At 67.8% G+C, this 22,814-nt stretch carries 22 protein-coding genes; 8 read left to right on the top strand and 14 right to left on the bottom strand.

Annotated elements, in window-relative coordinates; all coding sequences use genetic code 11:
- The first annotated feature begins 85 nt into the window (after positions 1 to 85).
- Positions 86 to 1,357, top strand: coding sequence for a threonine ammonia-lyase IlvA (gene ilvA, locus EV650_RS24780; RefSeq protein WP_134121401.1), 1,272 nt, complete (start codon positions 86 to 88; stop codon positions 1,355 to 1,357).
- Positions 1,358 to 1,364: 7 nt separating this feature from the next.
- Here the strand turns inward: ilvA and EV650_RS24775 are convergent, their stop codons facing one another.
- From EV650_RS24775 to EV650_RS24730, 10 genes are read right to left on the bottom strand one after another with little or no spacing between them, the layout of a single operon-like run.
- Positions 1,365 to 1,607, bottom strand: coding sequence for a LuxR C-terminal-related transcriptional regulator (locus tag EV650_RS24775; protein WP_134121400.1), 243 nt, complete (start codon positions 1,605 to 1,607; stop codon positions 1,365 to 1,367).
- 5 nt (positions 1,608 to 1,612) lie between these two features.
- The gene (locus EV650_RS24770) at positions 1,613 to 3,034 is read right to left on the bottom strand and encodes a rhamnulokinase (protein ID WP_134121399.1); all 1,422 of its coding nucleotides are present in this window, start codon (positions 3,032 to 3,034) and stop codon (positions 1,613 to 1,615) included.
- Positions 3,031 to 4,491 carry an L-fucose/L-arabinose isomerase family protein gene (locus EV650_RS24765; RefSeq protein WP_134121398.1) on the bottom strand — a complete coding sequence of 487 codons (1,461 nt, stop codon included), beginning with the start codon at positions 4,489 to 4,491 and terminating at the stop codon, positions 3,031 to 3,033. Before EV650_RS24765 ends, EV650_RS24770 begins: the two co-directional genes overlap by 4 nt.
- A gap of 9 nt (positions 4,492 to 4,500) precedes the next feature.
- Positions 4,501 to 6,534 (bottom strand): bifunctional aldolase/short-chain dehydrogenase, encoded by a 2,034-nt coding sequence (locus EV650_RS24760; RefSeq protein ID WP_134121397.1) that lies wholly within the window; start codon positions 6,532 to 6,534, stop codon positions 4,501 to 4,503.
- Between the two features lie 5 nt (positions 6,535 to 6,539).
- Positions 6,540 to 7,703: an L-rhamnose isomerase gene (gene rhaI / locus EV650_RS24755; RefSeq protein ID WP_134121396.1), complete on the bottom strand. Its 1,164-nt coding sequence runs from the start codon at positions 7,701 to 7,703 to the stop codon at positions 6,540 to 6,542.
- 3 nt (positions 7,704 to 7,706) lie between these two features.
- A complete protein-coding gene (locus tag EV650_RS24750) occupies positions 7,707 to 8,033 on the bottom strand; it encodes an L-rhamnose mutarotase (RefSeq protein WP_134121395.1) in 327 nt (108 codons plus the stop codon).
- Between the two features lie 9 nt (positions 8,034 to 8,042).
- Positions 8,043 to 9,110, bottom strand: a complete 1,068-nt coding sequence (gene rhaS / locus EV650_RS24745; protein ID WP_134121394.1) for a rhamnose ABC transporter substrate-binding protein — start codon at positions 9,108 to 9,110, stop codon at positions 8,043 to 8,045.
- Positions 9,107 to 10,081, bottom strand: a complete 975-nt coding sequence (locus tag EV650_RS24740; protein WP_134121393.1) for an ABC transporter permease — start codon at positions 10,079 to 10,081, stop codon at positions 9,107 to 9,109. Before EV650_RS24740 ends, rhaS begins: the two co-directional genes overlap by 4 nt.
- Complete coding sequence (locus EV650_RS24735) at positions 10,071 to 11,087, bottom strand: ABC transporter permease (protein WP_134121392.1); 1,017 nt, start codon at positions 11,085 to 11,087, stop codon at positions 10,071 to 10,073. The genes EV650_RS24740 and EV650_RS24735 overlap by 11 nt, the downstream gene beginning before the upstream one ends.
- Positions 11,084 to 12,589 (bottom strand): sugar ABC transporter ATP-binding protein, encoded by a 1,506-nt coding sequence (locus EV650_RS24730; RefSeq protein WP_134121391.1) that lies wholly within the window; start codon positions 12,587 to 12,589, stop codon positions 11,084 to 11,086. The genes EV650_RS24735 and EV650_RS24730 overlap by 4 nt, the downstream gene beginning before the upstream one ends.
- A 205-nt stretch (positions 12,590 to 12,794) precedes the next feature.
- Between EV650_RS24730 and EV650_RS24725 the strand changes: the two genes are divergently transcribed.
- Together EV650_RS24725 and EV650_RS24720 are read left to right on the top strand one after the other, a co-directional pair.
- On the top strand, positions 12,795 to 13,868 hold the full coding sequence (locus tag EV650_RS24725; RefSeq protein ID WP_238174434.1) for a LacI family DNA-binding transcriptional regulator: 1,074 nt from the start codon (positions 12,795 to 12,797) through the stop codon (positions 13,866 to 13,868).
- A 56-nt stretch (positions 13,869 to 13,924) separates the two neighbouring features.
- Positions 13,925 to 14,971: a lysylphosphatidylglycerol synthase transmembrane domain-containing protein gene (locus tag EV650_RS24720; RefSeq protein ID WP_134121390.1), complete on the top strand. Its 1,047-nt coding sequence runs from the start codon at positions 13,925 to 13,927 to the stop codon at positions 14,969 to 14,971.
- A 3-nt stretch (positions 14,972 to 14,974) separates the two neighbouring features.
- Here the strand turns inward: EV650_RS24720 and EV650_RS24715 are convergent, their stop codons facing one another.
- On the bottom strand, positions 14,975 to 15,616 hold the full coding sequence (locus tag EV650_RS24715) for a TetR/AcrR family transcriptional regulator (RefSeq protein ID WP_202874877.1): 642 nt from the start codon (positions 15,614 to 15,616) through the stop codon (positions 14,975 to 14,977).
- A 99-nt stretch (positions 15,617 to 15,715) separates the two neighbouring features.
- Here EV650_RS24715 and EV650_RS24710 point away from each other — a divergent pair, with 99 nt between their 5' ends.
- The 3 genes from EV650_RS24710 to EV650_RS24700 all read left to right on the top strand — a co-directional run bounded on the left by EV650_RS24710 (position 15,716) and on the right by EV650_RS24700 (position 18,714).
- Entirely contained in the window at positions 15,716 to 16,519 is an 804-nt protein-coding gene (locus EV650_RS24710) for an alpha/beta fold hydrolase (protein WP_166678257.1), read from the top strand.
- A gap of 123 nt (positions 16,520 to 16,642) precedes the next feature.
- A complete protein-coding gene (locus EV650_RS24705; protein WP_202874875.1) occupies positions 16,643 to 18,106 on the top strand; it encodes a hypothetical protein in 1,464 nt (487 codons plus the stop codon).
- A 56-nt stretch (positions 18,107 to 18,162) separates the two neighbouring features.
- Positions 18,163 to 18,714, top strand: coding sequence for a DUF4240 domain-containing protein (locus tag EV650_RS24700; RefSeq protein ID WP_134121388.1), 552 nt, complete (start codon positions 18,163 to 18,165; stop codon positions 18,712 to 18,714).
- On the opposite strand, the gene EV650_RS41140 is transcribed toward EV650_RS24700, so the two are convergent.
- The 3 genes from EV650_RS41140 to EV650_RS24685 all read right to left on the bottom strand — a co-directional run bounded on the left by EV650_RS41140 (position 18,711) and on the right by EV650_RS24685 (position 20,986).
- Positions 18,711 to 19,067 carry a hypothetical protein gene (locus tag EV650_RS41140; protein ID WP_238174433.1) on the bottom strand — a complete coding sequence of 119 codons (357 nt, stop codon included), beginning with the start codon at positions 19,065 to 19,067 and terminating at the stop codon, positions 18,711 to 18,713. The genes EV650_RS24700 and EV650_RS41140 overlap by 4 nt on opposite strands.
- A gap of 342 nt (positions 19,068 to 19,409) precedes the next feature.
- Positions 19,410 to 20,636, bottom strand: coding sequence for an RNA polymerase sigma factor (locus EV650_RS24690; RefSeq protein WP_134121387.1), 1,227 nt, complete (start codon positions 20,634 to 20,636; stop codon positions 19,410 to 19,412).
- Entirely contained in the window at positions 20,633 to 20,986 is a 354-nt protein-coding gene (locus EV650_RS24685; protein ID WP_238174580.1) for a YciI family protein, read from the bottom strand. Before EV650_RS24685 ends, EV650_RS24690 begins: the two co-directional genes overlap by 4 nt.
- A 179-nt stretch (positions 20,987 to 21,165) precedes the next feature.
- Between EV650_RS24685 and EV650_RS24680 the strand changes: the two genes are divergently transcribed.
- Both EV650_RS24680 and EV650_RS40450 read left to right on the top strand, forming a co-directional pair.
- Entirely contained in the window at positions 21,166 to 22,551 is a 1,386-nt protein-coding gene (locus EV650_RS24680) for an MFS transporter (protein WP_134121385.1), read from the top strand.
- 97 nt (positions 22,552 to 22,648) lie between these two features.
- Positions 22,649 to 22,804 (top strand): DUF6131 family protein, encoded by a 156-nt coding sequence (locus EV650_RS40450; protein WP_166678256.1) that lies wholly within the window; start codon positions 22,649 to 22,651, stop codon positions 22,802 to 22,804.
- The last annotated feature ends 10 nt before the right edge of the window (positions 22,805 to 22,814 follow it).

Below are 22,814 nucleotides of genomic sequence, written 5' to 3'. Positions count from 1 at the left end.
CCCGCCGGTCCGGACTGTGGACGCGGATCATCTTGTGCAGCGAGCGAATCGGCGAGGATCGTGCACATGCACGGGAAGGAACGTCATGCACGGCAGTAGTTCAGTCGCTCGATCGACCGTTGACGCGGCAGCGATCGAGGACTCGGTCAAGCGTCTCGACGGCGTCGCTGTGCGTACACCGTTGCAGCGCAACCTCCGCCTCTCCGAGCGCACCGGAGCGCAGGTCTGGCTGAAGCGCGAGGACCTGCAGATCGGGCGCTCCTACAAGCTCCGCGGCGCGTACAACCTGATCGCCCAGCTCGACGACGCGGCCAAGGCGGCCGGCGTGGTGTGCGCGAGCGCCGGCAATCATGGCCAGGGGCTGGCGTATTCGTGCCACATCCTCGGCGTCCAGGGCAAGGTCTACGTTCCGCGTACGACGCCACGCCAGAAGCGGGACCGGATCGCGGCCCTCGGCGGCAAGCAGGTCAAGGTGATCGTCACCGGCGACACGTACGACGACGCAGCCGCGGCCGCACTCGCGGAGGTCGAGGCGACCGGCGCCACGATGGTCCCGGCGTTCGACGACCCGAGGACCGTTGCAGGCCAAGGGACCGTGGCCGTCGAGCTGGTCGAGCAGCTCGGCCAGGCTCCCGACGTACTCGTGGTTCCCGTCGGCGGCGGCGGTCTCGTTGCAGGGGTTGCAACGTGGATCAGGCATCGGCATCCCGGCGTACGCATCGTCGGGGTCGAGCCGGCCGGCGCAGCGAGCATGGCGGCAGCGTTCGAGGCCGGTGCGCCGGTGACCTTGCCGCACCTGGACAGCTTCGTCGACGGCGCAGCGGTACGACGGGTTGGAGAGGTGACCCTGCCGCTGGTCCAGGAGGCCGGCGTCGAGCTGATGTCGGTGCCGGAAGGGCTCGTCTGCTCGGAGATGCTCGAGCTCTACCAGACCGACGGACTGATCGCCGAGCCCGCGGGCGCTTTGTCGACAAGTGCCCTAGGCAACGGTCTCGACGTCCGCCCGGGTGAGACGGTCGTCTGTCTGCTGTCCGGCGGCAACAACGACGTCAGCCGGTACGGCGAGATCCTCGAACGATCGTTGGTGTACGAGGGCCTGAAGCACTACTTCCTGGTGACGTTTCCGCAGGAGCCCGGCGCCCTCCGCACGTTCCTCGATGGAGTGCTCGGGCCGGACGACGACATCGCGCTGTTCGAGTACGTGAAACGGAACAACCGCGAGACCGGCGTCGCGCTGGTCGGTATCGAGATCAGCAGCCGCGACGACCTTCCCGGCCTGCTGGCCAGGATGGACGCCGCGCCGCTCGACATCGAACGCATCAACCCGAACTCACCAGAATTCAGGTATCTGATCTGACCGTATGTCAGACCAGGCCGCGACGAGCCGCCCAAACGATCGCCTCGATGGCGGTACTGAAACCGAGGCGGTCGCAGATCAGGCGGGTACGGCGCCGGACCGTGCGCTCGGACAACTCGAGCCGGCGCGCGACCGCGTCGACCGGCAACCCGGTCGCGAGCAGGCGGAGCAGTTGCAGATCGTCATGACTGATCTCGCGCGGCGGCACCCGCCGGGCAAGGGGTCGGAGTTCCTGAGGGAGGACGGTCATATCAATCACCTGGTTCCGATCATCCGGGACTCGGCGGCGTCCCAGTCGGCCGGTTTACCCTGCGGCTCGTAGCGCCGCAGGGAGTGTGTGGACCGGACCAGTGCGCGCATCGCGCTCAGGTCCGGAAGGGGCTCGCCGAGAGCGCGAGCCTGGACAAGTACGTTGCCCAGCGCGGATGCCTCGACCGGACCGGCCAGCACTGGCAGTCCCGACGCGTCGGCGGTCAGTTGGCAGAGCAGCTCGTTCTGCGAACCACCGCCGATGACATGCAGTACGTCGACCTCGCGGTCCGCGATCGTCTGCGCCGACCGCAACGTACGTCGGTATGCCAGCGCCAGACTCTCCAGGATGCAGCGAACCACAGCACCCCGGGAACGCGGCGGCTCCTGCCCGGTCGCCCGGCAGTGCTCGTCGATCCGGGCCGGCATGTTGCCAGGGGCAAGGAACTCCGGAGCATCGGGATCGATCAGTACGGCGAACGGCGGCGCAGCAGCCGCGTCCCGCAGCAGGCCGTCCAAGTCGTCGTCGCCCCACACCCGCTGGCACTCCTGAAGAATCCACAGCCCCATCACGTTCCGCAGGAACCGGATCCGCCCGTCCACGCCACCTTCGTTGGTGAAGTTGGCGTCGCGAGCCTCATCGGTCAGCACCGGCGCATCCAACTCGAGCCCGACCAGCGACCAGGTTCCGGACGAGATGTAGGCGAAGCGATCGTGCTCAGCTGGTACGGCGACCACCGACGACGCCGTGTCATGCGACCCGACCGCGATCACCGGGATCCCCGGGACCAACCCGGTCTCGTCGGGTAACGCAGTACCGATCACGTCACCCGGCTCACGCAGCTCGGGAAAGATCCGCCGTGGAAGGCCCATCCTTGAGATCAGCTCGTCGCTCCACTCCCGGGTCCGGACGTCGAGGAGCTGTGTGGTGGAGGCGTTGGTCCGCTCGGCGCCGATCTCACCGGTGAGCCAGTAGCCGAGGAGATCCGGGATCATCAACAGACTCGTTGCCTGCTCCAACTTCTCGGCGGACAGCTGGCAGATCGTGTTGAAGGGCAGTTGCTGGAGGCCCGTAACGGCGTACAGCTCGGCAGCTGGGACCTCCTCCAGCACGCGTTCCATCACACCGTCGGTACGCGCGTCGCGGTAGTGGACGGGGTTGCCCAGCAGACGACCGTCCGAGTCGAGGAGGCCGTAGTCGACTGCCCAGGAGTCGATGCCGATCCCGTCGAGTGCACCGGCAGCCTGCAGGCCGTCCAGCGTCGAGCGGTAGAGGTGCAGGATGTCCCAATGCAGTCGGCCGTGCACGCGCACCGGTCCGTTCCAGAAGCGGTTCAGCTCGCGCAACTGCAGGAAGTCCGGTCCGACATCGCCGAGCATCACCCGCCCGCTCGACGCGCCCAGATCCACCGCCGCGACGCGCTTCATGGCGACACGACCGTGAGATCGAGATGGAGCAGGTCCGCGACCGCGGCCAGGTCGCGAGCGCGATGACCGGTACCGAGCGCCCAGTGATGTGCGACGCCGGACGCCGACCACGCGTCGGTCCACTCGCCGGGGTCGCACCCGAAGTCGACCCGCGACGTCGTGTTCCCGATCTGCAGCAACGGACCCGGTACGACGGTCCCCTCGGAGGCGATCAGATTGAACGATCCATCCCGCCGCTGCCCCAATCCGCAGACCGTGACCGGCCCATGCTGTACGTCGAACTCCACCGAGACGCCCCACCCGCGCTTGCCGTGGTACACGCCAAGCCCACGCAGCAAGGGCTTCCGGGCCGAGATGGCCAAATGCGCCGGCCCGTCGTGGCCCATCTCGACGACGTTGTCGTTGAAGTTCAGCGCCTGCAGCTCGGTGAACGACCCGCCCGCACCGAGCTTGTCCATCACCAGCATCGCCAGCGACGTCCGCAGCTCGTACTCGCCCGCGGCCGGCACACCCCTTGCCGTCAGCAACGAAGCCCCGAGGATCATCCCGGCCGCGACCCGCTCGTGCGTCTCGCCGTCCAGGCCGCGGTGGTAGTAGGCCAACGAATCAAGGGAAAAGTCCTCGACCAGCCGATCGAGCGCAACCGACACGGTCGCACCCCAGCGGAAGTCGTCCTCGTCGACCGAGTCGTCGAGGGTGAAGACCTCCCGCGCCAACTCCATCCGGGCGGACGTCTCGGCGTCGGAGACCTTCTCGACCCGCACCCGCAGGTCGTCGATCTCCAGGATCTCCACATGCCCACCGAACTGCGCCGAGACCAGCGTCGGGTCGGTGATCACGTCCATCATCCCCGGGTACAGGTGCCCCAGCAGGCCGTGCCGTCCGTGCCGCAGGGCCGCGCGAACGCCGGCCGCGCGAATCCACCGGTCGATCCGCGCCCAGGCCCGCTCGTCCTCGAGGTAGCCCGACACTGACCGGAAGTCGATCCCGCACCGCTCGAACGCGTTCGCCATCTCCGGTAGCGGGCAAGCGCCGCAGTACGCGAGCCAAGCGCCCGTATCGAAGGTGTCGTGATCCATCGCCTCGGTCGGCTGCAAGTTCAACAACAGCACCGGCGCCCCACTCCGCTGGGCAACTGGGACCAGCATCGACGCAGTCATGTACGTCGTCAGAAAGCCGACGATCAGATCACAGTCCGCCAGCCGCAGCTTCTCCGCCGCCGCGGCACCCTCCTGCGCGTCCGAGATGAACCCGACGTCCACCACCTCGCAGTCGAGCGCCGAGAACCGCTCGGCCACCCGACGAGCCGACGCCTGCAACTGCGGCAACAGGTCCGGGAACTGCGGCCAGTAGGCGCCCAGCCCACCCGCCACCAGGCCGATCCGCGTCTTGCGCGGCTCGACCCAGGGCAGGGCGCCGTGACCGTCGACCGACCGGCTCGGATCAATGCTCCACATAACGACCGCCTACCGCAGGAACGCGGCTGCCACACCGGCGTCGACAGGCACGTGCAGGCCGGTAGTGTGAGTGAGATCGCCGCCGGCCAACGCGAACACCGCTGCCGCCACGTTCTCCGGCAGGACCTCGCGCTTGAGCAGCGTGCGCTGCGCGTAGAACGCACCCAGTTCCGACTCCGGTACGCCGTACACCGCGGCCCGCTTCGCTCCCCAGCCGCCGGCGAAGATCCCGGATCCGCGGACGACGCCATCAGGGTTCACGCCGTTGACCCGGATCCCGTACTCGCCGAGCTCGGCCGCGAGTAGCCGGACCTGGTGCGCCTGGTCCGCCTTGGCCGCGCCGTACGCGACGTTGTTCGGGCCGGCGAACACCGAGTTCTTGCTGGAGATGTAGATGATGTCGCCGCCCATCCCCTGGTCGATCAGCACCTTCGCGGCCGCCCGCGACACCAGGAACGAACCCTTCGCCATCACGTCGTGCTGCAGGTCCCAGTCGCGTTCTGTTGTCTCCAGCAACGACTTCGAGATCGACAGACCGGCGTTGTTGACGATCAGATCGACACCACCGAACGCCAGTACGGCGTCCTGCAGCGCAGCCTCGACCGCATCCGCCGACGACACATCGGCGCCCACGGCAACAGCCACGTCGGACGACCCGATCTCCTTCGCGACTGCTTCGGCCGCGGCGAGATCGAGGTCCGCCACGATCACGCAGGCACCCTCGGCCGCGAGCCGCTGCGCGATCGCCTTGCCGATCCCGGATCCCCCACCGGTCACGAAGGCGACGCGGGTGGCGAGCGGCTTCGGCTTGGGCATCCGCTGCAGCTTGGCCTCTTCCAGCGCCCAGTACTCGATCCGGAACTTCTCCCGCTCGTCGATCGGCGCGTACGTCGACACCGCCTCGGCGCCGCGCATCACGTTGATCGCATTGACGTAGAACTCGCCGGCCACCCGAGCGGTCTGCTTCTCCTTGCCGAAGCTGAACATGCCGACCCCAGGCACCAGCACGATCGCCGGATCCGCACCGCGCATCGCCGGACTGTCCGCCTCGGCATGCCGGTCGTAGTATGCGGCGTAGTCCACGCGGTACTGCTCGTGCAGCTCACGGAGCCGACTGACGGCCTCATCGAGCGGGACGCTCGGCGGGAGGTCCAACACCAGCGGCCGGACCTTCGTCCGCAAGAAATGGTCGGGACACGAGGTGCCCAGCGCGGCCAGCTCGGCCAGCCGCTCCCGGGCGGTGAACTCCAGCACCACGTCGGAGTCGTTGAAATGGCCGACCTGCGGCTTGTCCGTCGACGCAAGACCGCGGATCACCGGAGCCAGCGCCGCAGCCCGGGCCTGGCGTTCCTCGACCGGGAGCGCCTCGAAGCCGTCGACCACCGCACCGAACGGTTCGGGCTTCCCGCGCTCGGCGAGGAACTGCTCGGCGGTCCTGATGATGTCGAGCGAGTTCGCCTCGCACTCCTCCGACGTGTCGCCCCAGGCGGTGATCCCGTGACCGCCGAGGATGCAGCCGATCGCCTGCGGGTTCTCCCGCTTGACCGCGGCGATGTCCAGACCGAGCTGGAACCCGGGCCGCCGCCACGGCACCCACACCACTCGGTCGCCGAAGCACTCCGCAGTCAGCTTCTCGCCGTCCGCAGCCGTCGCCAGCGCAATGCCAGAGTCCGGGTGCAGGTGGTCGACATGCGGGGAGTCGACGAGACCGTGCATCGCGGTGTCGATCGACGGTGCCGCGCCGCCTTTACCGTGCAGGCAGTAGTCGAACGCGGCCACCATTTCGTCCTCGCGGTCGACGCCAGGGTAGACGTCGACCAACGAGTTCAACCGATCCAGCCTCAGCACAGCGAGGCCGGCGGTGGTCAGGGTGCCGAGGTCGCCACCGGAGCCCTTTACCCACAGCAGGTCCACAGGTTGCTGCGTGACGGGGTCGGTCGTCGTACCCTTCGCGGAGGTATTGCCACCCGCGTAGTTGGTGTTGCGTGGATCGGCACCCAGTCGGTTGCTACGCGCAACGAGCTCGGCTGCAGTGTCGGTCATTTTGTTCATGCTCCCCATCCGGCCTGCTGGCCGTCGGCTCGGTCCTTGGTGATCTGGTCGAAGTACCCGCTGCGCTTGAACGCCGCGACCGGGTCGGCGTCGAGGCCCTGCGACTCGCGCAGCTCCGCGAGCAGCGGCCGTACGTCGGTGTTGTAGGCATCCATCAGCGCCGCGTTGGCGCCCAGCACATCACCTTCCTGCTGGGCCTTCCGCAGTACGTCGCGGTCGACCAGCAGCGCCTTCGCGGTGGCCTCCTGGACGTTCATCACCGAGCGGATGATCGCCGGGATCTTCTCCTCGATGTTGTGGCACTGGTCCAGCATGAACGCGATGCCGCGCTCCGGGTCGAGCGCGTCACCGCGGACGATCTCGTTCATGATCCGGAACAGCTGGAACGGGTCGGCCGCCCCGACCATCAGGTCGTCGTCGGCGTAGAACCGGCTGTTGAAGTCGAACGCACCGAGCTTCTTCACCCGGAGCAGGAACGCGACGATGAACTCGATGTTCGTGCCCGGCGCGTGGTGCCCGGTGTCGATACAGACCGTTGCCTTCGGCCCCAGTTCGAGACAGTGCGCGTACGACGTACCCCAGTCCGGCACGTCCGTGGTGTAGAAGGCCGGCTCGAACAGCTTGTACTCGAGCAGCATCCGCTGGTCGTCGCCGAGCCGGTCGTAGACCTCCTTCAGCGCGGTCGCGAGCCGGTCCTGCCGGTCCTGGATGTCGTCCTGACCCGGGTAGTTGGTGCCGTCGGAGAACCACAGCTTCAGGTCCCGGGACCCGGTCGCGTCCATGATGTCGACGCATTCGAGCAGGTGGTCGGTGGCCTTCCGGCGTACCGCGGGATCGGGGTTGGTGACGCTGCCCAGCTTGTAGTCGTCGTCCTGGAAGACGTTGCTGTTGATCGCGCCGAGCCGGACGCCCTGCTCCTTCGCGTACGCCGAGAGGGCCGCGTAGTCGTCCACCTTGTCCCAGGGGATGTGCAGCGCCACGCTCGGCGCGACCCCGGTGTACTTGTGGACGACGGCCGCGTCGGCGATCTTCTCCTCCGGCGAGCGGGGAACACCCGGCTGGGTGAACACCTTGAACCGGGTGCCGGAGTTGCCGAACGCCCACGAGGGCAGTTCGATCTCCTGGCGGCTGAGGGCGGCCTTCACGGCTTCGGTCGTCATCTGTCAGTCCTCTTTCAGGTGGAAGATCTCGGGCAGCAGCAGGAACGACTCGTCCGGCGGCCGGCCGTCTATGCCTTTGAAGAATTCGGTCATCTGGGCTTGCCAGCGGGTATTGACCTCGGTCGCCGCCATCGCCTTCTGCGCTGCCTCCAGGTCCTCGGATTCGACGTACCCGATCAGCAGGCCGTCGTCGCGGAGGAAGAGCGAGTAGTTGTGCCAACCGGAGTCCCGCAGCGCGGCCTGCATGTCCGGCCAGACGTTGCGGTGCCGGTCGACGTACTCCTCCAAGCGGTCCGGGCGGACCTGGAGACAGAAGCAATAGCGGTTCACGGGCAGCCCTCAGAAGTTGAACTTGTCGATGTTTGCGGCGGTGAACTCGGTCGGCGGGCCGAGGACGATCTCGCCGTCCGCGCCGATGGTGTAGTCGCCGAGCTTCCCGGCCTTGAACTTCTCGCCCTGGGCACCGGTGATCTGACCGGAGCTCAACGCGGCACCGGTGTACGCCGCCAGGTAGCCGATGTCGGCCGGGTTCCACAGGGCGAACTTCTTGACCGTGCCGTCCTTGACGAACTTGCGCATCTGGTTCGGTAGACCGAGACCGGTGATCGCCACCTTGCCCTTGTAGTTCGACGCGCTCACGTAGCGGGAGGCCGCCGCGATGCCAACCGTGGTCGGAGAGACGATCACCTTGAGGTTCGGGTACGACTGCAGCAGGCCCTGCGCCTCGGTGAACGACTTCTGGTCGTCATCGTTGCCGTAGGCAATCTTGACCAGTTTGAGTTTCGCGTTCTCCGGCTTGGCCAGCTCGGTCTTCATCACCTGGATCCAGGAGTTCTGGTTCGTGGCATTCGGGGTCGCGGAGAGGATGGCGATCTCACCAGAACCGCCGGCCAGCTCGCTCGCCATCTTGACCAGACTCTCGCCGATGCCCTGTGTGGTGGCCTGGTTGATGAACGCGTCCCGGCAGGTCTTGGCCGCGTCGGAGTCGAACGTGACGACCTTGATGCCGGCCTTGCGGGCCTGGTTCAGCGACGGGCAGACCGCGTTCGGGTCGTTGGCCGCGACAACGATCACGTTCTGCTGCTGCTGGATGAGTGTGTTGATGTAGCTGACCTGCGACGACGCGCTGGCGTCGTTCGGGCCGACCAGCTTGTACTCGCCCTTGAGCTCACCGACCGCGACCTTGCCGCCGCCGACCTCGACGTCGGTGTACGGGTTGTTCAGCTGTTTGGGCAGGTAGGCGATCTTCAGCCCTTCTTTGATCGGGGCGTTCGGATCCGCCTTGCCCGCGGTGGTCGCCGGGGCCGCCGTGTTCTGGCTCTCGGTGCTGGACTTCGTCGTACCACCGCAGGCAGTCAGCGCCAGGGCGACGACTGCCAGCACTGCCAGGTTCTTCCGTCGAGTCATTGCTTCCACCCCTTCAAGCGGTTGGCGAGGTTGGGACCGAGCACCGAGGCGATCAGCAGGACGCCGGTCACCACGTTGAGGGCCTCGTTGGACACGTCGGACAGGCGCAATGCGTTCTGCAGTGAGCCGAGGAGCACGACGCCGGCGATCACGCCGGGCAGCGCGCCCTTGCCCCCGAAGATCGAAACACCACCGAGCAGTACGGCGGCGACCACGGCCAACTCGAGTCCGGCACCGTTGTCGGCGCGGGCGCTGGAGTAGCGCAGCGTCCATAGCACTCCAGCCAGACCAGAGACGAGCCCGCTGGCGACGTACAGCCAGAACTTCAGTCGTCCCGGGCGTACGCCGGCGAACCGGGCGGCCTGCTCACTCGCGCCGACTGCGAACACGGCCCGGCCGATCGGCGTCGCGTGCAGGATCACGCCGAAGACGATCGCGAGTACGACGATGATGATCAGCACGTTCGGGATCGGCGTACTCCCGATCGTGCCGGTCACCCACGCGGTATACGACGGCGGGAAGTCGGCGACCGCGGAATCGCCGAGGACGACGAACGCCAGCCCGCGGTACAGCGCGAGTGTGCCGATCGTCACCGCGAGCGAGGGCAGGCCGAGGACGGTGACGAAGAAGCCGTTGACGGCACCGAGGACCGCGCCGAGCAGCAGGCAGAGCGGGATGATTGTCTCGATCGGCTGGTTCTGGTTCCACAGATAGCCCATCACCGCGCTGGACAGGCCGAGCGTGCTCGCGACCGAGAGGTCGATCTCGCCGGTGACGATGACCAGCGTCATCGGCAGCGCGATGATCGCGATCGGCAGGACGTCGAGGACGAGGAAGCCGAAGTTCTCCGACGTACCGAAGTTGTCGACGGTCGCGGCTGCGACGATCAGCACGACGACGGTGATCGCGATGATGGCAACGTTCCAGTTCGCGAAGCGGGACGCGCGGGTGGCGGTGAGCTCAGCTGACATGTGAGCCTCGCTTCTTCAGGCTCGCTGCGACCCGGGCCGCGACCAGGCGGTCGGCGCCGATCGCGAGCAGGATCAGCGCACCGACGATCGCCTGCTGCCAGAACTGGTTGATCTCGAGTACGGCGAGGGCGCTGCCGATCGTGGTCAGCAGCAACGCACCGAGCGCGGCGCCCCAGACGCTTCCGCTGCCGCCGAAGACCGCGACGCCGCCGACCACGACGGCCGCGACCACGTTCAGCTCGTAGCCGGTGCCGGCCGCGGCGTCGATCGTGCCGAACCGTGCGGCGAACAGCACGCCCGCGAGACCGGCCAGCCCGCCGCTGACGACGAACGCGCCGATGGTCCGGCGGGCGACCGGGATGCCGGCGAGTCGCGCGGCCTGTGGGCTGGAGCCCATCGCGTACAACTCGCGGCCCATCCGGTAGCTGCGGAGTACTACTCCGGTCACTACGAGGACGAGTACTGCGAGGAGTACGAGGTACGGGATGCCGATCAGGGTGGCGTTGCCGAAGTTGAGGAAGCCGGAGGGCAGTTCGTCGGCGTTGATCTGGCTGCCGCCGGCCCAGAAGTATGTGACACCGCGGACGACGTACAGGGTGCCGAGGGTGACGACCAGCGCGGGGACGTTGCCGTAGCGGACCAGGACTCCGTTGAGTGCACCGCAGACCACGCCGACGCCTGCACCGACGAGGAGCGCGAGGATCACCGGCAGGTTGTTGTTCTGCAGCAGGGTGCCGACGGTGAAGGCGCTCAGGCCGAGCACCGAGCCGACCGAGAGATCGATGTTGCGAGTGATCACCACCACGGCCTGACCGACCGCCAGAACGGCCAGGATCGCGGTGTTGAGCAGGATGTCGCGGATGCTCTGCCCGGACAGGAAGCGCGGGTTCGAGATCGTCGTGACCGCGACCAGCACCGCCAGCGCGAGCACGATGCCGAGCTCACGCGCCCGCAGTACGACATCCAGCGACGACCGTCTCGGCGCTGGCAGTCCGACCGCCGTCATAGCGTCGCCTCTTGGCCGGTGGCGGCGAACATCACTGACTCTTCGGTGGATTCCGCGCGGCTCAACTCCGCGACCAGGCGACCTTCGCGCATCACCAGCACGCGGTCGGCCATGCCGAGCACCTCGGGCAGCTCGGACGACACCATCAGTACGGCGACGCCGTCGGCTGCGAGCGATGACATCAGTCGGTGGACCTCGGCCTTGGTGCCGACGTCGATCCCGCGGGTGGGCTCGTCGACGATCAGGACCTTCGGGTTCGTGGCCAGCCACTTCGCCAGCACGACCTTCTGCTGGTTGCCGCCGGACAACGTGCCGACCTCGTCGGAAAGCCTTCCGTACTTCGTCTTCAGCCGATCGGTCCACTCCTTCGCCGACCGTCGTTCGCGTCCGCCGGTGAGGAAGCCCAGCTGGGACAGCGCTCGTGACCGGGGCAGCGTGACGTTGCGCTCGATCGAGAGTTCCATCAGCAGGCCTTGCTGACGACGGTCCTCCGGAACCAGCGCGACCCCGGCTGCCATCGCCTGCTTCGGCGTACCGGGTTTGAGGGTCTTGCCGCCGACCTGGACCGTGCCGGCGTCGCGCGGATCCACGCCGAAGATCGATTGCACGACCTCGGAGCGTCCGGATCCGACCAGCCCGGCCAGCGCGACGATCTCACCGGCGCGTACGTCGAACGAGATGTCAGCGAACACCGGGTCGCGGGAGATGCCTGCGACACTGAGGGCGGTCGCGCCGGGCGTGACGTCCTGCTTGGGGAACAGCGCGCCGAGGTCGCGGCCGACCATCTTGCGGACCATCTCGTCGACGGTGATGTCGGTGAGCAGGTCGGTGGAGACGAGGCGGCCGTCGCGCATGATCGTGACTCGCTCGCAGAGCGCGGTGATCTCCTCGAAGCGGTGGGAGATGAACATCAGCGCCGCGCCGTCGTCACGCAATGAGCGCGCGACCGCGAACAGCCGCTCGACCTCGACACCGGTGAGTGCGGCGGTCGGCTCGTCCATCACGACCACGCGGGCGTCGGCGGACAACGCCTTCGCGATCTCGACCAGCTGCTGGTCTGCGATCGAGAGGCCGCGGGCCGGGCGGTTCGGGTCGATCGACACGCCCAGGCGGGTGAACAGCTGGCCGGCCTGGCGAACCATCGCGGCCCGGTCGATGGTTTTGAAACGACCCAGTGGCTGCCGGCCCATCCCGATGTTCTCCGCCACCGAGAGGTCGGGGAACAGCGTCGGCTCCTGGTAGATGACCGCGATCCCGGCCGCCTTGGCGTCGGCGGGGCTGCTCAGGTCCACCGGCGTACCCGCCAGCTCGATCGTGCCGGCGTCCGGCCGGTGTACGCCGGCCAGCATCTTCACGATCGTGGACTTCCCGGCCCCGTTCTCGCCGACCAGGGCGTGTGCCTCACCGCCGTACAGGTCGAAAGAGACCTCCCGGACGGCGGCGACGGCACCGAACGACTTGGAGACGGCACGGACGCGCAGCACCGGTGAGCTGTCGGCCATCGTCACCTCCAACTCGCGGCGGGAGAGTTGCTGAAAGGTTTCAAGTGGACTGCACGAAAGTAAGCTCGGGCGGCTGCGGCCGTCAAGAGCCCGCCCAGCTTTCGCGGCCGATCCCGGACCATTACTGCCGAAAACGGCGGGTCAGCGGGTACGCTTCCTCGGCTAAGACGTTTCAACACGCCGACTGGTCGAGCAGGGAGGTCTCGTGTCAGTGGATGATGCGGAGGCCCTGCCCGAACGCAGACGACGACGTACCGACAAGCGGCACACGGCCGGCGTGAAAGCGGTCGCGGCGGCCGCCGGTGTCTCGCTGGGGACCGTCTCGAACGTCCTCAACCGGCCCGAGGTCGTCAGCCCGTTGACCCGGGCGAAGGTCGAAGCGGCGATGGCTGCGCTCGGGTTCGTCAGGAACGAGTCGGCGCGGCAACTGCGCGCCGGCAGCAGCCGGATCATCGCGTACCTGATGCTCGACGCCGGCAACCCGTTCTTCACCGATGTCGCGAAGGGCGTCGAGGAGGCGGCCCAGGCGGCCGGGCTCTCGGTGTTCCTGTGCAACAGCAACGAGGACGTCGACCGCGAGGCCGACTACCTCGACCTGCTCGAACAGCAACGGGTGCAAGGCATCCTGATCACCCCGATCGACCAGAACTCCTCCCGCCTGCGCAAACTCCCCTCCCGCGGTACGCCGGTCGTGGTGGTTGACCGCGCCCTCGACGACACCGAACACTGCTCGGTCGCGGTGAACGACGTACTCGGCGGCGAACTGGCGATCTCCCACCTGCTCGAGCTCGGCCACCGCCTGATCGCGTACGTCGGCGGCCCGAACACGATCGGCCAGGTCCTCGACCGCCGCGACGGAGCCCGCAACGCGCTGCACAAGGCCGAGCGGCCCGCGACGGACCTGATCGAACTGACCACCGGCGCCCTCACCGTCGCCGAAGGCAGGGGCGCTGGGCAACGACTCGCCGGCCTCCCGGTGGACCGCCGGCCGACGGCCGCGTTCTGCGCGAACGACCTGCTGGCGTTGGGACTGCTGCAACAGTGCGTCAGCCTCGGGCTGCGGGTTCCGGAGGATCTCGCGATCGTCGGGTACGACGACATCGAGTACGCCGAGGCCGCCGCCGTACCGCTGACCTCGGTGCGTCAGCCACGGCAACTACTCGGCCGGACCGCCGCCGAACTGTTGCTGGACGAGTCGTCGAACCCGGACCACGAGCACCAGCGAGTCATCTTCACGCCGGAGCTGGTGGTCCGCACCTCAACGCGAGGAACCGGCTGAGCCCGCGATCCCGCGCTATGGTGACGGGGCGAGTGGTTCTCTGTGCGAGGTGAGTCATGCGCGTCGCTGGCAGTGGTTTGGTACGGCGATGGGGCGGCCGCGCCGTCGGCCTGGCGATCACGGGCGTCGGCCTGTACGTCGTGGCGCCGAGCATCCTGTCGCTCTTCGGAGCCTGGCCGCGCCTCGCGGACGTGGATCCCTGGTGGTTCCCGGTCCTGGTAGTGCTGGAGGGCTGTAGTTTCGCCGCACTGTGGTGGCTCGCCAGGCTGGCCCTGGACCAGCACGTCGAGGACCAGGTCACCACGGGGTGGGGAACCATCGCGACGGCGCAACTGGCCGGGAACGCGGCCAGCAAGGTCCTTCCCGGCGGCGCGGCCACCGGCAGCGTCCTGCAAGCCAGGCTCTTGATCCAAGCCGGACAGCCGGCCGCGGTCGTCGCCTCCGCCTTGACCGCGATCGGCTTGATCACGACCGGCGTACTGCTGCTGTTGCCCGTGCTGACCGTCCCCGCCGTTCTGATCGGTCCACCGCCGGCCCGGCAACTCGAGCTCGGCCTGCTGGTCTCGCTGATCATGGCGGCCGTCATCGTCGGTCTCGGAGTGGCCGCGCTCACCTGGCCCCGGTTCGTGGTGCTGGTCGGCCGCGCGGCCGGGCACGTCATCCACCTGGTCAAGCGCAGCGTGACCGCCGAAAGTTGCGCCGCGCTGCTGGTCACGCAGCGAGACCGGGTCGCCGCCGCGTTCGAGGGCCGCTGGTGGGCCGCAGCCTTGGCGGCAGCAGCGAACCGCATGTTCGACTACGCCGCGCTCGTGGCCGCGCTGGCGGCTCTCGATGTGCGCGCTCGCCCTTCGATGGTGCTCCTGGCCTATGTCGTCGCCCAGGCCCTCGCGATGATCCCGATCACGCCGGGTGGTCTCGGCTTCGTCGACGCCGGTCTCACCGCACTTCTGGTCCTCATCGGAATCAGCCCGGACACGGCGCTCATCGGGACACTCCTGTACCGGCTCGCCTCCTTCTGGCTACCGATCCCGGTGGGTCTCCTGGCCTGGACAGGCTGGCGGATCCACCTGCATGTCACCAGTCCTCGACCAGACGACGGGTAGCTGTCAGGCGCCGTACGCAGCGAGGAAGACGTCGACCGCCTGGTCGGCGAGCTTCTCCAGCTCACCGGTCTTCGCCCGCTGCCGGGTGCCTGCGAACATCGCGCGGTTCATCGGTTTGTACATGACCAGGCCGGCGAACTGGTACGCCGCCAGCGTCGGGTCCTCAAGCTCGCGGAGCAGACCGCGGTCACTCAGCCTGGTGAACGCCTCGCCCAGCGCGTCGAGCGACTTCTCGAACCCGCTGTTGAACCACGCGCCACACACTTCCGGGAACCGATCCGCCTCCGCGATCACGAGCCGGCGCAGCTTGAGCACACTGTCGGCGGTCAGGCTCTGCAGCAGCCGGCGGGCCAACGCGCGCAGGGCTTCCCGGGCATCGACGGCTCCGTCGAGCGTGTCGGCGCACGCCTGGACCAGCTCGTCCATCACCACGTCGCTGGTGCCGAGCACGATCTCGGCGAACAGGCGTTCCTTGTTCTCGAACTGCTTGTAGACGGTCTGCTTGGAGACGCCGGCCTTGGCGGCGACCTCGTCCATGCTCGCGCCGAGGTACCCGTGCTGGAGGAACACCTCGGTCGCGGCGGCCAGGATCGCGCGGCGCTTGCGCGGCGTCCGGCCCTCGAGCTCGGTATCGGCAGGCTGCACGAGGTCCTCCTTGGGGGCGTTCGCGAAATCATACTAGACAGTCCAGTTCTGTCGTGAGTACTGTACGGTCTAGTTCCCATCGAGTGAGGATCCTTGACCATGAACACAGTGACATCGGCCGACGGCACCACGATCGCGTTCGAGACGTACGGCGAGGGGCGGCCGCTGATTCTGATCGACGGCGCCACCGCCCATCGCGCCGTCAATCCGGCCAACGCCGAGGTCGGGAAGCTGCTGAGCGACGAGTTCCGGACGTACGTGTACGACCGGCGCGGCCGTGGCCAGAGCACCGACACCGCGCCGTACGCGATCGAGCGGGAGATCGAGGACATCGCGGCGCTGATCGAAGACGCCGGGCAGCCGGCCATCCTGTTCGGCTGGTCGTCCGGCTGCCTGCTCGCGCTCGACGCCGCCGCGGCCGGCCTGCCGGTCGCCGGACTAGCCCTCTTCGAGCCGCCGGTCGTCGTCGACGACTCCCGCCCGCCGCTCCCGGCCGACTACGTCGAGCAGCTCGACGCCTTCATCGCCGAAGGCCGCCGCGACAAGGCCGCCGAACTCTTCATGACCGCCGCCATCGGCATGCCGCCGGAGGCCATCGCCGGCATGAAGCAGTCCCCGTACTGGGCCCCGGTCGAGGAAGTCGCCCACACCATCGCGTACGACGGCCGCATCATGGGCACCACCATGTCCGGCAACCCCCTCCCCACCGACCGCTGGTCCGCCATCAAGGTCCCCGTACTGGTCCTCCACGGCAACCAGACCTGGCCCGCCCTCTCCGCCGGCGCCGAAGCCGTCGCCACCCACCTCCCCACCGCCACCCTCAAACCCATCCCCGGCGAAAACCACACCACCGCCCCCACCACCCTCGCCCCAACCCTCCAAGCTTTCGCCAACGAACTCTGATCTGACGCAGAGTCAGGCCCTTCACGTTCTGTGATCGGGGGAGTAACGTGCCGAACTCGACGGGTAATCACGGTGATGCGGGCCTGTGGGGGGTCTGCCGGGACAAACCCGCGGGGGATGGCAATGACAGAGGAAAGCTGGCATCAGGCACGCCTGATACCGACCTCGGGAATCAACGGAGCCGACGAGCAGGAGCGCCGTGCGACGTCGGCACTGCTCGCAGTGATGTCGTCGGTGCGCGAGTTCGGCCGGGTACTGACGCAGCCGATGGGCGCGCCGGCCGGACAGCTGGAGACGTACATCGAGGTGCCGTTCTACCTGGGTGAACGGCGCCTCTATCCGGACGGCCTCTTGCGTGCCAAGCGCGGGCAGAAAGAGTGGACCGCGCTGGTCGAAGTGAAGACCGGCGTGAATGTGCTGGATGCCGAGCAGCTCGAGGCGTACCTCGACATCGCCCGCGAGCAGGGCTTCGATGCCGTCGTGACGATCTCGAACGAGATTCCCGCTGTCGCCGGCCTGCACCCGACCAAGGTCGACAAGCGGAAGCTCAAGCGAGTCGCGTTGCACCACTGGTCCTGGTCGATGGTCCTGGCGGAAGCCGTGCTGCAGAAGGAACATCGGGGCGTCGCCGATCCCGATCAGGCCTGGATCCTCGGCGAGTTGATCCGCTACCTGGAGCATCCGCGGTCAGGAGCACTCCAGTTCGACGACATGGGACCGTCGTGGGTGACGACTCGGGAGGCTGTCGCTTCCGGCACCCTCCGGCCCGGCGACAAGTGCGCTCCCGAGGTGGCCGCCCGGTTCGACGCACTGCTCAGATACGTCAGCCTGCAGCTCGGCCGGAAGCTCGGTGACGACGTCACGCCCGCCTTGTCGCGAAAGGAACTGGCCGATCCTGAGCAGCGCTCACAGTCGCTCGTGCAGTCGATGAGTACCCAAGGGACCTTGCACGGCGCCATCAACATCCCGAACGCGGTCGGGCCGATGGTTGTGACGGCCGACCTGCGGGCCGGCGCTGTCACTTGTCATATCGACATCGCGGCACCGCGCGACGGCCGGGCCACCACGCGCGTCAACTGGCTGCTCCGCCAACTCCGGCACGCACCGGACTCCACGAGGCTCGAGGCGTTCGTGATGCACGGTCGTGGAGCCGGTACTGCGGAGTTACTGCGTGCTGTCCGTGATCAACCGGCGTTGCTGATCGAGGACCCGAAGAAGGAACTGCGTTCGTTCCGGATCGCCCTCGGATCGCCGCTCGGCAGCAAGCGCGCGCGCGGCCGCGGATCGTTCATCGATTCGGTGGAAAACGCGATCAACACCTTCTACGGGGACATCGTGCAGGACCTGCGGGCTTGGACGGCGGTCCCGCCACGGCTGCGCGAAACCCCGGAGCCGCCGGACGAACGACCGTCGCTGACCTCGACGGCGCTGTCCTCGCAGGACGGCGCCGAGTCCGACGAGGCTGTGAGCCTCCCGCACTCGCCGACGTCGACGGACCAGGACGAGTTGGTCGGAGCGGGACCTGTGGAGCAGCCGACACCGAGTCTGGCGACGGCTGGGCCGGGAACGCCGGAGCAATCTGTCTGAAGATCACCGTCGATTAGCGCTCCCATTGGACCCGGGGTGGGTGAGATGGTTTGGGGGTGGACAAGGATGGGTTCTGGGGTCTGGTCGAGGGTGCGCGGGCCTCGGTGGATGACACTGTGGCTGATCCGGACGGGGTCGCGGACGCGCTGACCAAGGTGCTGGGTACGGCGGAGGCCGACGAGATCGCCCGGTTCGGAGTGGAGCTCGCGCGGTTGCAGGTCGAGTCGTACCGGTGGGACTTGTGGGCGGCGGCGTACCTGATCAATTCCGGCGCCTCGGAGGACGGGTTCGACTCGTTCCGGGGCTGGTTGATCGCGCAGGGGCGGGAGGTCTGGGACGCCGCGCTGACGGATCCGGACTCGCTCGCGGACGTGGTCGACGAGGACCGGCCGGAGGGCTTCGAGGGGTTCGACGGCGAAGGGATGCTGCACGTCGGCAGTCACGCCTACAAGAACGTGACCGGCGACGAAGCGGCGTACTGGAAGGCCGTCGACGCGGACGCCCCTGACACGCCGGACCTACCCGCAGGCACAGAGATCGACTTCGACGACGGGGACGAGCTGGAGACTCACCTGCCCCGATTGTGCGCGCTGTACCTCGAGGCTTAGCCCGGTTCGCCGCTCAGGCGTTCGATGGCGTTGCGGAGGCGGCGGCGCCAGTGGGGGCGGCCGGCGTCTTCGTCGGCGGCGGCGAGGCTGACCAGGTGTTGGGCCATCTCGAAGCCCTCGGTCTGCGGCTCTACCTCGGTCAACGCCGGCTGGGGCTCGTCGTGGTCGTACTCGAGCGCCCGACTCGTCCAGCCGAACCCGTCCGGCACCAGTAGCTCCGGAACGATGGTCTCGTGGCTGAGCGACGCCAGCTCCTTGTCACCGTTCCCGATGCTGAAGATCGTCGTACCGCGTCGTCGTACGTCGCTGATCCGCTCCAGCAACGTGTCGGCCGGATCGTCCTCGGCGACCACCAGGAGCGACTCACCGCGACCAGCGTCCCGCAGCCGGTCCAGACCGATCGCCAGGTGCGGCGGTGCGTCCGGAGGGGCGCCCAGCGGACCAGGGACGGGCGGAAGTCCTCGATGCCGGCCCGGTGGAGCTCGTCATCCAGGTGGGCGGTCAGGTGCCACGGCTCGTCGTCGACCGGCCCGAACAGCATGAGCCCACTACGCCTGGTCGTGAACCGCCGCAGTGAATAGGCGAACTCAGTCGTCCGGCTCCCGAGCTCAGTACCGCTCAGCATCTCCCGGAGGAGTGACGCCCTGGTGAGATCCACCCCTCCAACCTGACACATCCACCGGGGCGGCGCGACCTCAGGTCAGCCGGTCCGCCTTCGACTGCAAGTAGTTCCGCTCCGGCACACTCGTCGTACGACGGGCCGCCAGCAGGTAGCTCTTCCGCGCAGCCGTCACGTCGCCGGCCATCTCGAGCAGATGCGCGCGGACAGCCTCCAGCCGGTGGTTCATCCGGTCGTCTGCCTCGAGTGGCTCGAGTACGGCGAGCCCTTCCTTCGGACCGACCGCCATGGCGACCGCAACGGCGTGGTTGAGCTTCACCATCGGGTTGTCGACCAGCTGCTCGAGTACGTCGTACAGCGCGACGATCTGCCGCCAGTCGGTGTCATCGGCATGCTCAGCCGTGTCATGGACCGCTGCGATCGCCGCCTGCACCTGGTACGGCCCCAGCTGCGTCCGGGCCAGCGCATCGGACACCAACTCCTCACCCTCGAGGATGGTCGCCCTGTTCCACTTCGACCGGTCCTGTTCGGCCAGAGGGACCAGTGACCCCTCCGGCCCAGTCCGGGCCGGACGCCGCGCATCGGTGAGCAGCATCAGTGCCAGCAGCCCCGCCACCTCACCGTCGTCCGGCAGCAGCTTCCGCACCCCACGCACGAGCCGGATCGCCTCGGTGGTGAGCTCCGCACTGTGCAGCGACGTACCTGACGATGCGGTGTAGCCCTCATTGAAGATCAGGTAGAGCACGTGCAGTACGGCGCCCAGCCGCTCGTCCCGCTCTGCCTCCGGCGGCATCTCGAACGAACTGCCCGCCTGCTTGATGCTCCGCTTCGCCCGGCTGATCCGCTGCGCCATGGTTGCCTCCGGCACCAGGAACGCGGCCGCGATCTGTGCAGTGGTGAGACCACCGACCGCACGGAGCGTCAGGGCGATCTGCGATGCCGGCGACAAGGCCGGATGACAGCAGAGGAACAGCAGGGTCAGCGTGTCGTCCCGGCCGCCCGGATCGTCGATCTCTGGGCCTGAGGCAACGAACTCCTCCGGAGCGGCGAGCTGGGCCGCGTTCTCCTCACGCCGCTTCCGCGCCGACTCGCTACGGAGCAGATCGGTCAGCCGCCGCGACCCGACCCGGATCAGCCAACCACGCGGGTTGTCCGGCACGCCCTCGGTCGGCCACTGCTGCGCAGCCGCGAGCAGTGCCTCCTGCACCGCTTCCTCGGCCAGGTCGAAGTGACCGTAGTGCCGGACCAGCGCACTCAGCACTTGCGGCGTCTGCTCCCGCAGCAGGAGCTCGAAGTCGGTCACATTTCCAGCCCGGACATGTCCATCACGGGTCGCACCTCCACAGCGACATACTCCGCATCCGGCATCCGGGCGGCGTACCCGATCGCCTGGTCGATGTTGTCGCACTCCACCAGGTAGAACCCGGCCAGGTGCTCCTTCGCCTCGGCGTACGGTCCGTCGGTGGTGGTCGTGGTCTCGTCACGCACCTGGACGGTCCGCGTGGTGATCGGGTCGGCCAGACCGGCCGCGCTGACCAGTAGGCCCTGCTCGGTGAGCTCCCGAGCCAGCGTCTCGTGCGCCTCGGCCAGACCGTCGCGTTGCTCGGCGGACAGGCTCGCCCAGCTCTCGGGGTTGCTGTAGATCAGCAGCATGTACTTCACAGGCACCATCCTGTCCCTCGCGGAGGCCCCTGTGACCCCCTGTCACCCGGTACGTCGAAACAAGCCGACCGAACTTCGACAGATCCGGGATGTCGACTCCACCGGTCCAGCATCGACGTCCCTACCGAGTGACGCTCAGCCCGGGCGTCCCGGCGTACTGGAGATGTCTGATGGTTACGGATTCGAAGCGCTGGCTGGCGCTGGCACTGCTCTGCCTGACCGGGTTCATGATCATCCTCGACGCCTCGATCGTGCTGGTCGCCGTACCGTCGATCGAGCGGGAGCTGACGTTCTCGACCGGTGGCGTGCAATGGGTGCCCAGCGGGTACGCGCTGATGTTCGGCGGCCTCCTGCTGCTCGGCGGCCGGATCTCCGACCTGCTGGGTCGGCGGCGCGTGTTCATCACCGGACTGCTGCTGTTCGCGGGGTCCTCGCTGTTGTGCGGGTTCGCGTGGAGTGGTGACGCGCTGGTGCTCGCTCGCGGCCTGCAGGGCGCGGCCGCCGCCGTACTGGCGCCGAGTGCGTTGTCGATCGTCATGACGACCTTCCCGTCCGGTCCGGATCGCAACAAGGCACTCGGGATCTGGGGCGCGACCAGTGGGGTCGGCGGTACGGCGGGTTCGCTGATCGGAGGGCCCGTCACGGACGGACTCGGCTGGCAGTGGATCTTCTTCATCAACGTGCCCGTCTGCCTGCTGGTCGTCGTACTGGCACCCGTACTGCTGCTGGACAGCCGCGGACCGGGACGCCGCGGTTTCGACGTAGCCGGAGCGGTCACCGTCACCGCTGCACTCATCGTGCTCGTGTACGCCGTCATCGAGGCACCAGAGTCGTCCGCGGCACGCACTGTCTTGTTAGTACTACTGTCCGCCGCCCTCTTCGCACTGTTCGTCCTGGTGGAGAAGAGGTCGTCCGCACCACTCGTGCCGCTACGGATCTTCCACTCACGCGCACTCGTCGGCGGCAACCTCATCACGATCAGCTGGGGCTTGGCGGCGTTCGGACTCAACTTCGTCTACACGCAGTACGCGCAGCTGGCACTGGGTGTGTCCGCAGTCCGCTACGGCCTCATGTCCGCAGTGCTGGCAGCAGCCGCAGTCGTCGGCTCCATAATCGGCCAGCACCTCGTCACCCGGGTCGGACCGCGCCTGGTGGCCTTTGTGTCGCTGCTGATCGCCGGCGTGGGTACGACGCTGATGACTCGGCTCACTGTGGATTCCGGGTACTTCGAGCTGGCGTTCTGGGGACTGACGATCTTCGGTGCCGGACTGGGCGCCGGAACGGTTGCCGGCTCGATCGCCTCACTCAGCACCGTGGCCGGTGAAGACTCCGGCGTCGCATCCGGTCTGCAGAACGCCAGCTTCCAGATCGGCGGCGCGATCGGGGTGGCGGCGGTCTCCGCGGTGGCGACGGCGTGGACTACACCGGTCGACCTCGCTCACGGATACCGGATCGCGTTCGCAACCGTGTGGATCTTCATCGTGATCGGCCTGGCCGGCTGCGGCGTACTGCTCACGCGGAGTCGCTCACCGCGGCTCGAGCCGGTGGCGTCGTGACCTCAAACAGTTGTTGGAGGTTCGGGGTCCGAAGTGTGGGCACCTGATTCGTGCGGCCGCCAGCGAACCGCCCGGTGGCGCTTGAGAAGGAGGCTTCATGCTCATCCTCGGTTTGATCCTGCTGATTCTGGGATTCTTGCTGAGTATCCCGATCCTGTGGACCATCGGCATTGTGCTGCTGGTGGTTGGAGCGGTGCTCTTCCTGCTCGGATCGACGGGCCGTGCCATCGGAGGCAGACGGCATTGGTTCTGATTCACCCTTG

Origin of the sequence: Kribbella kalugense (assembly GCF_004365875.1) — a bacterium.
GTDB lineage: Bacteria > Actinomycetota > Actinomycetes > Propionibacteriales > Kribbellaceae > Kribbella > Kribbella kalugense.
The sequence above is the reverse complement of the archived record's forward strand: the minus strand, read 5'-3'. Positions and strand labels throughout refer to the sequence as shown.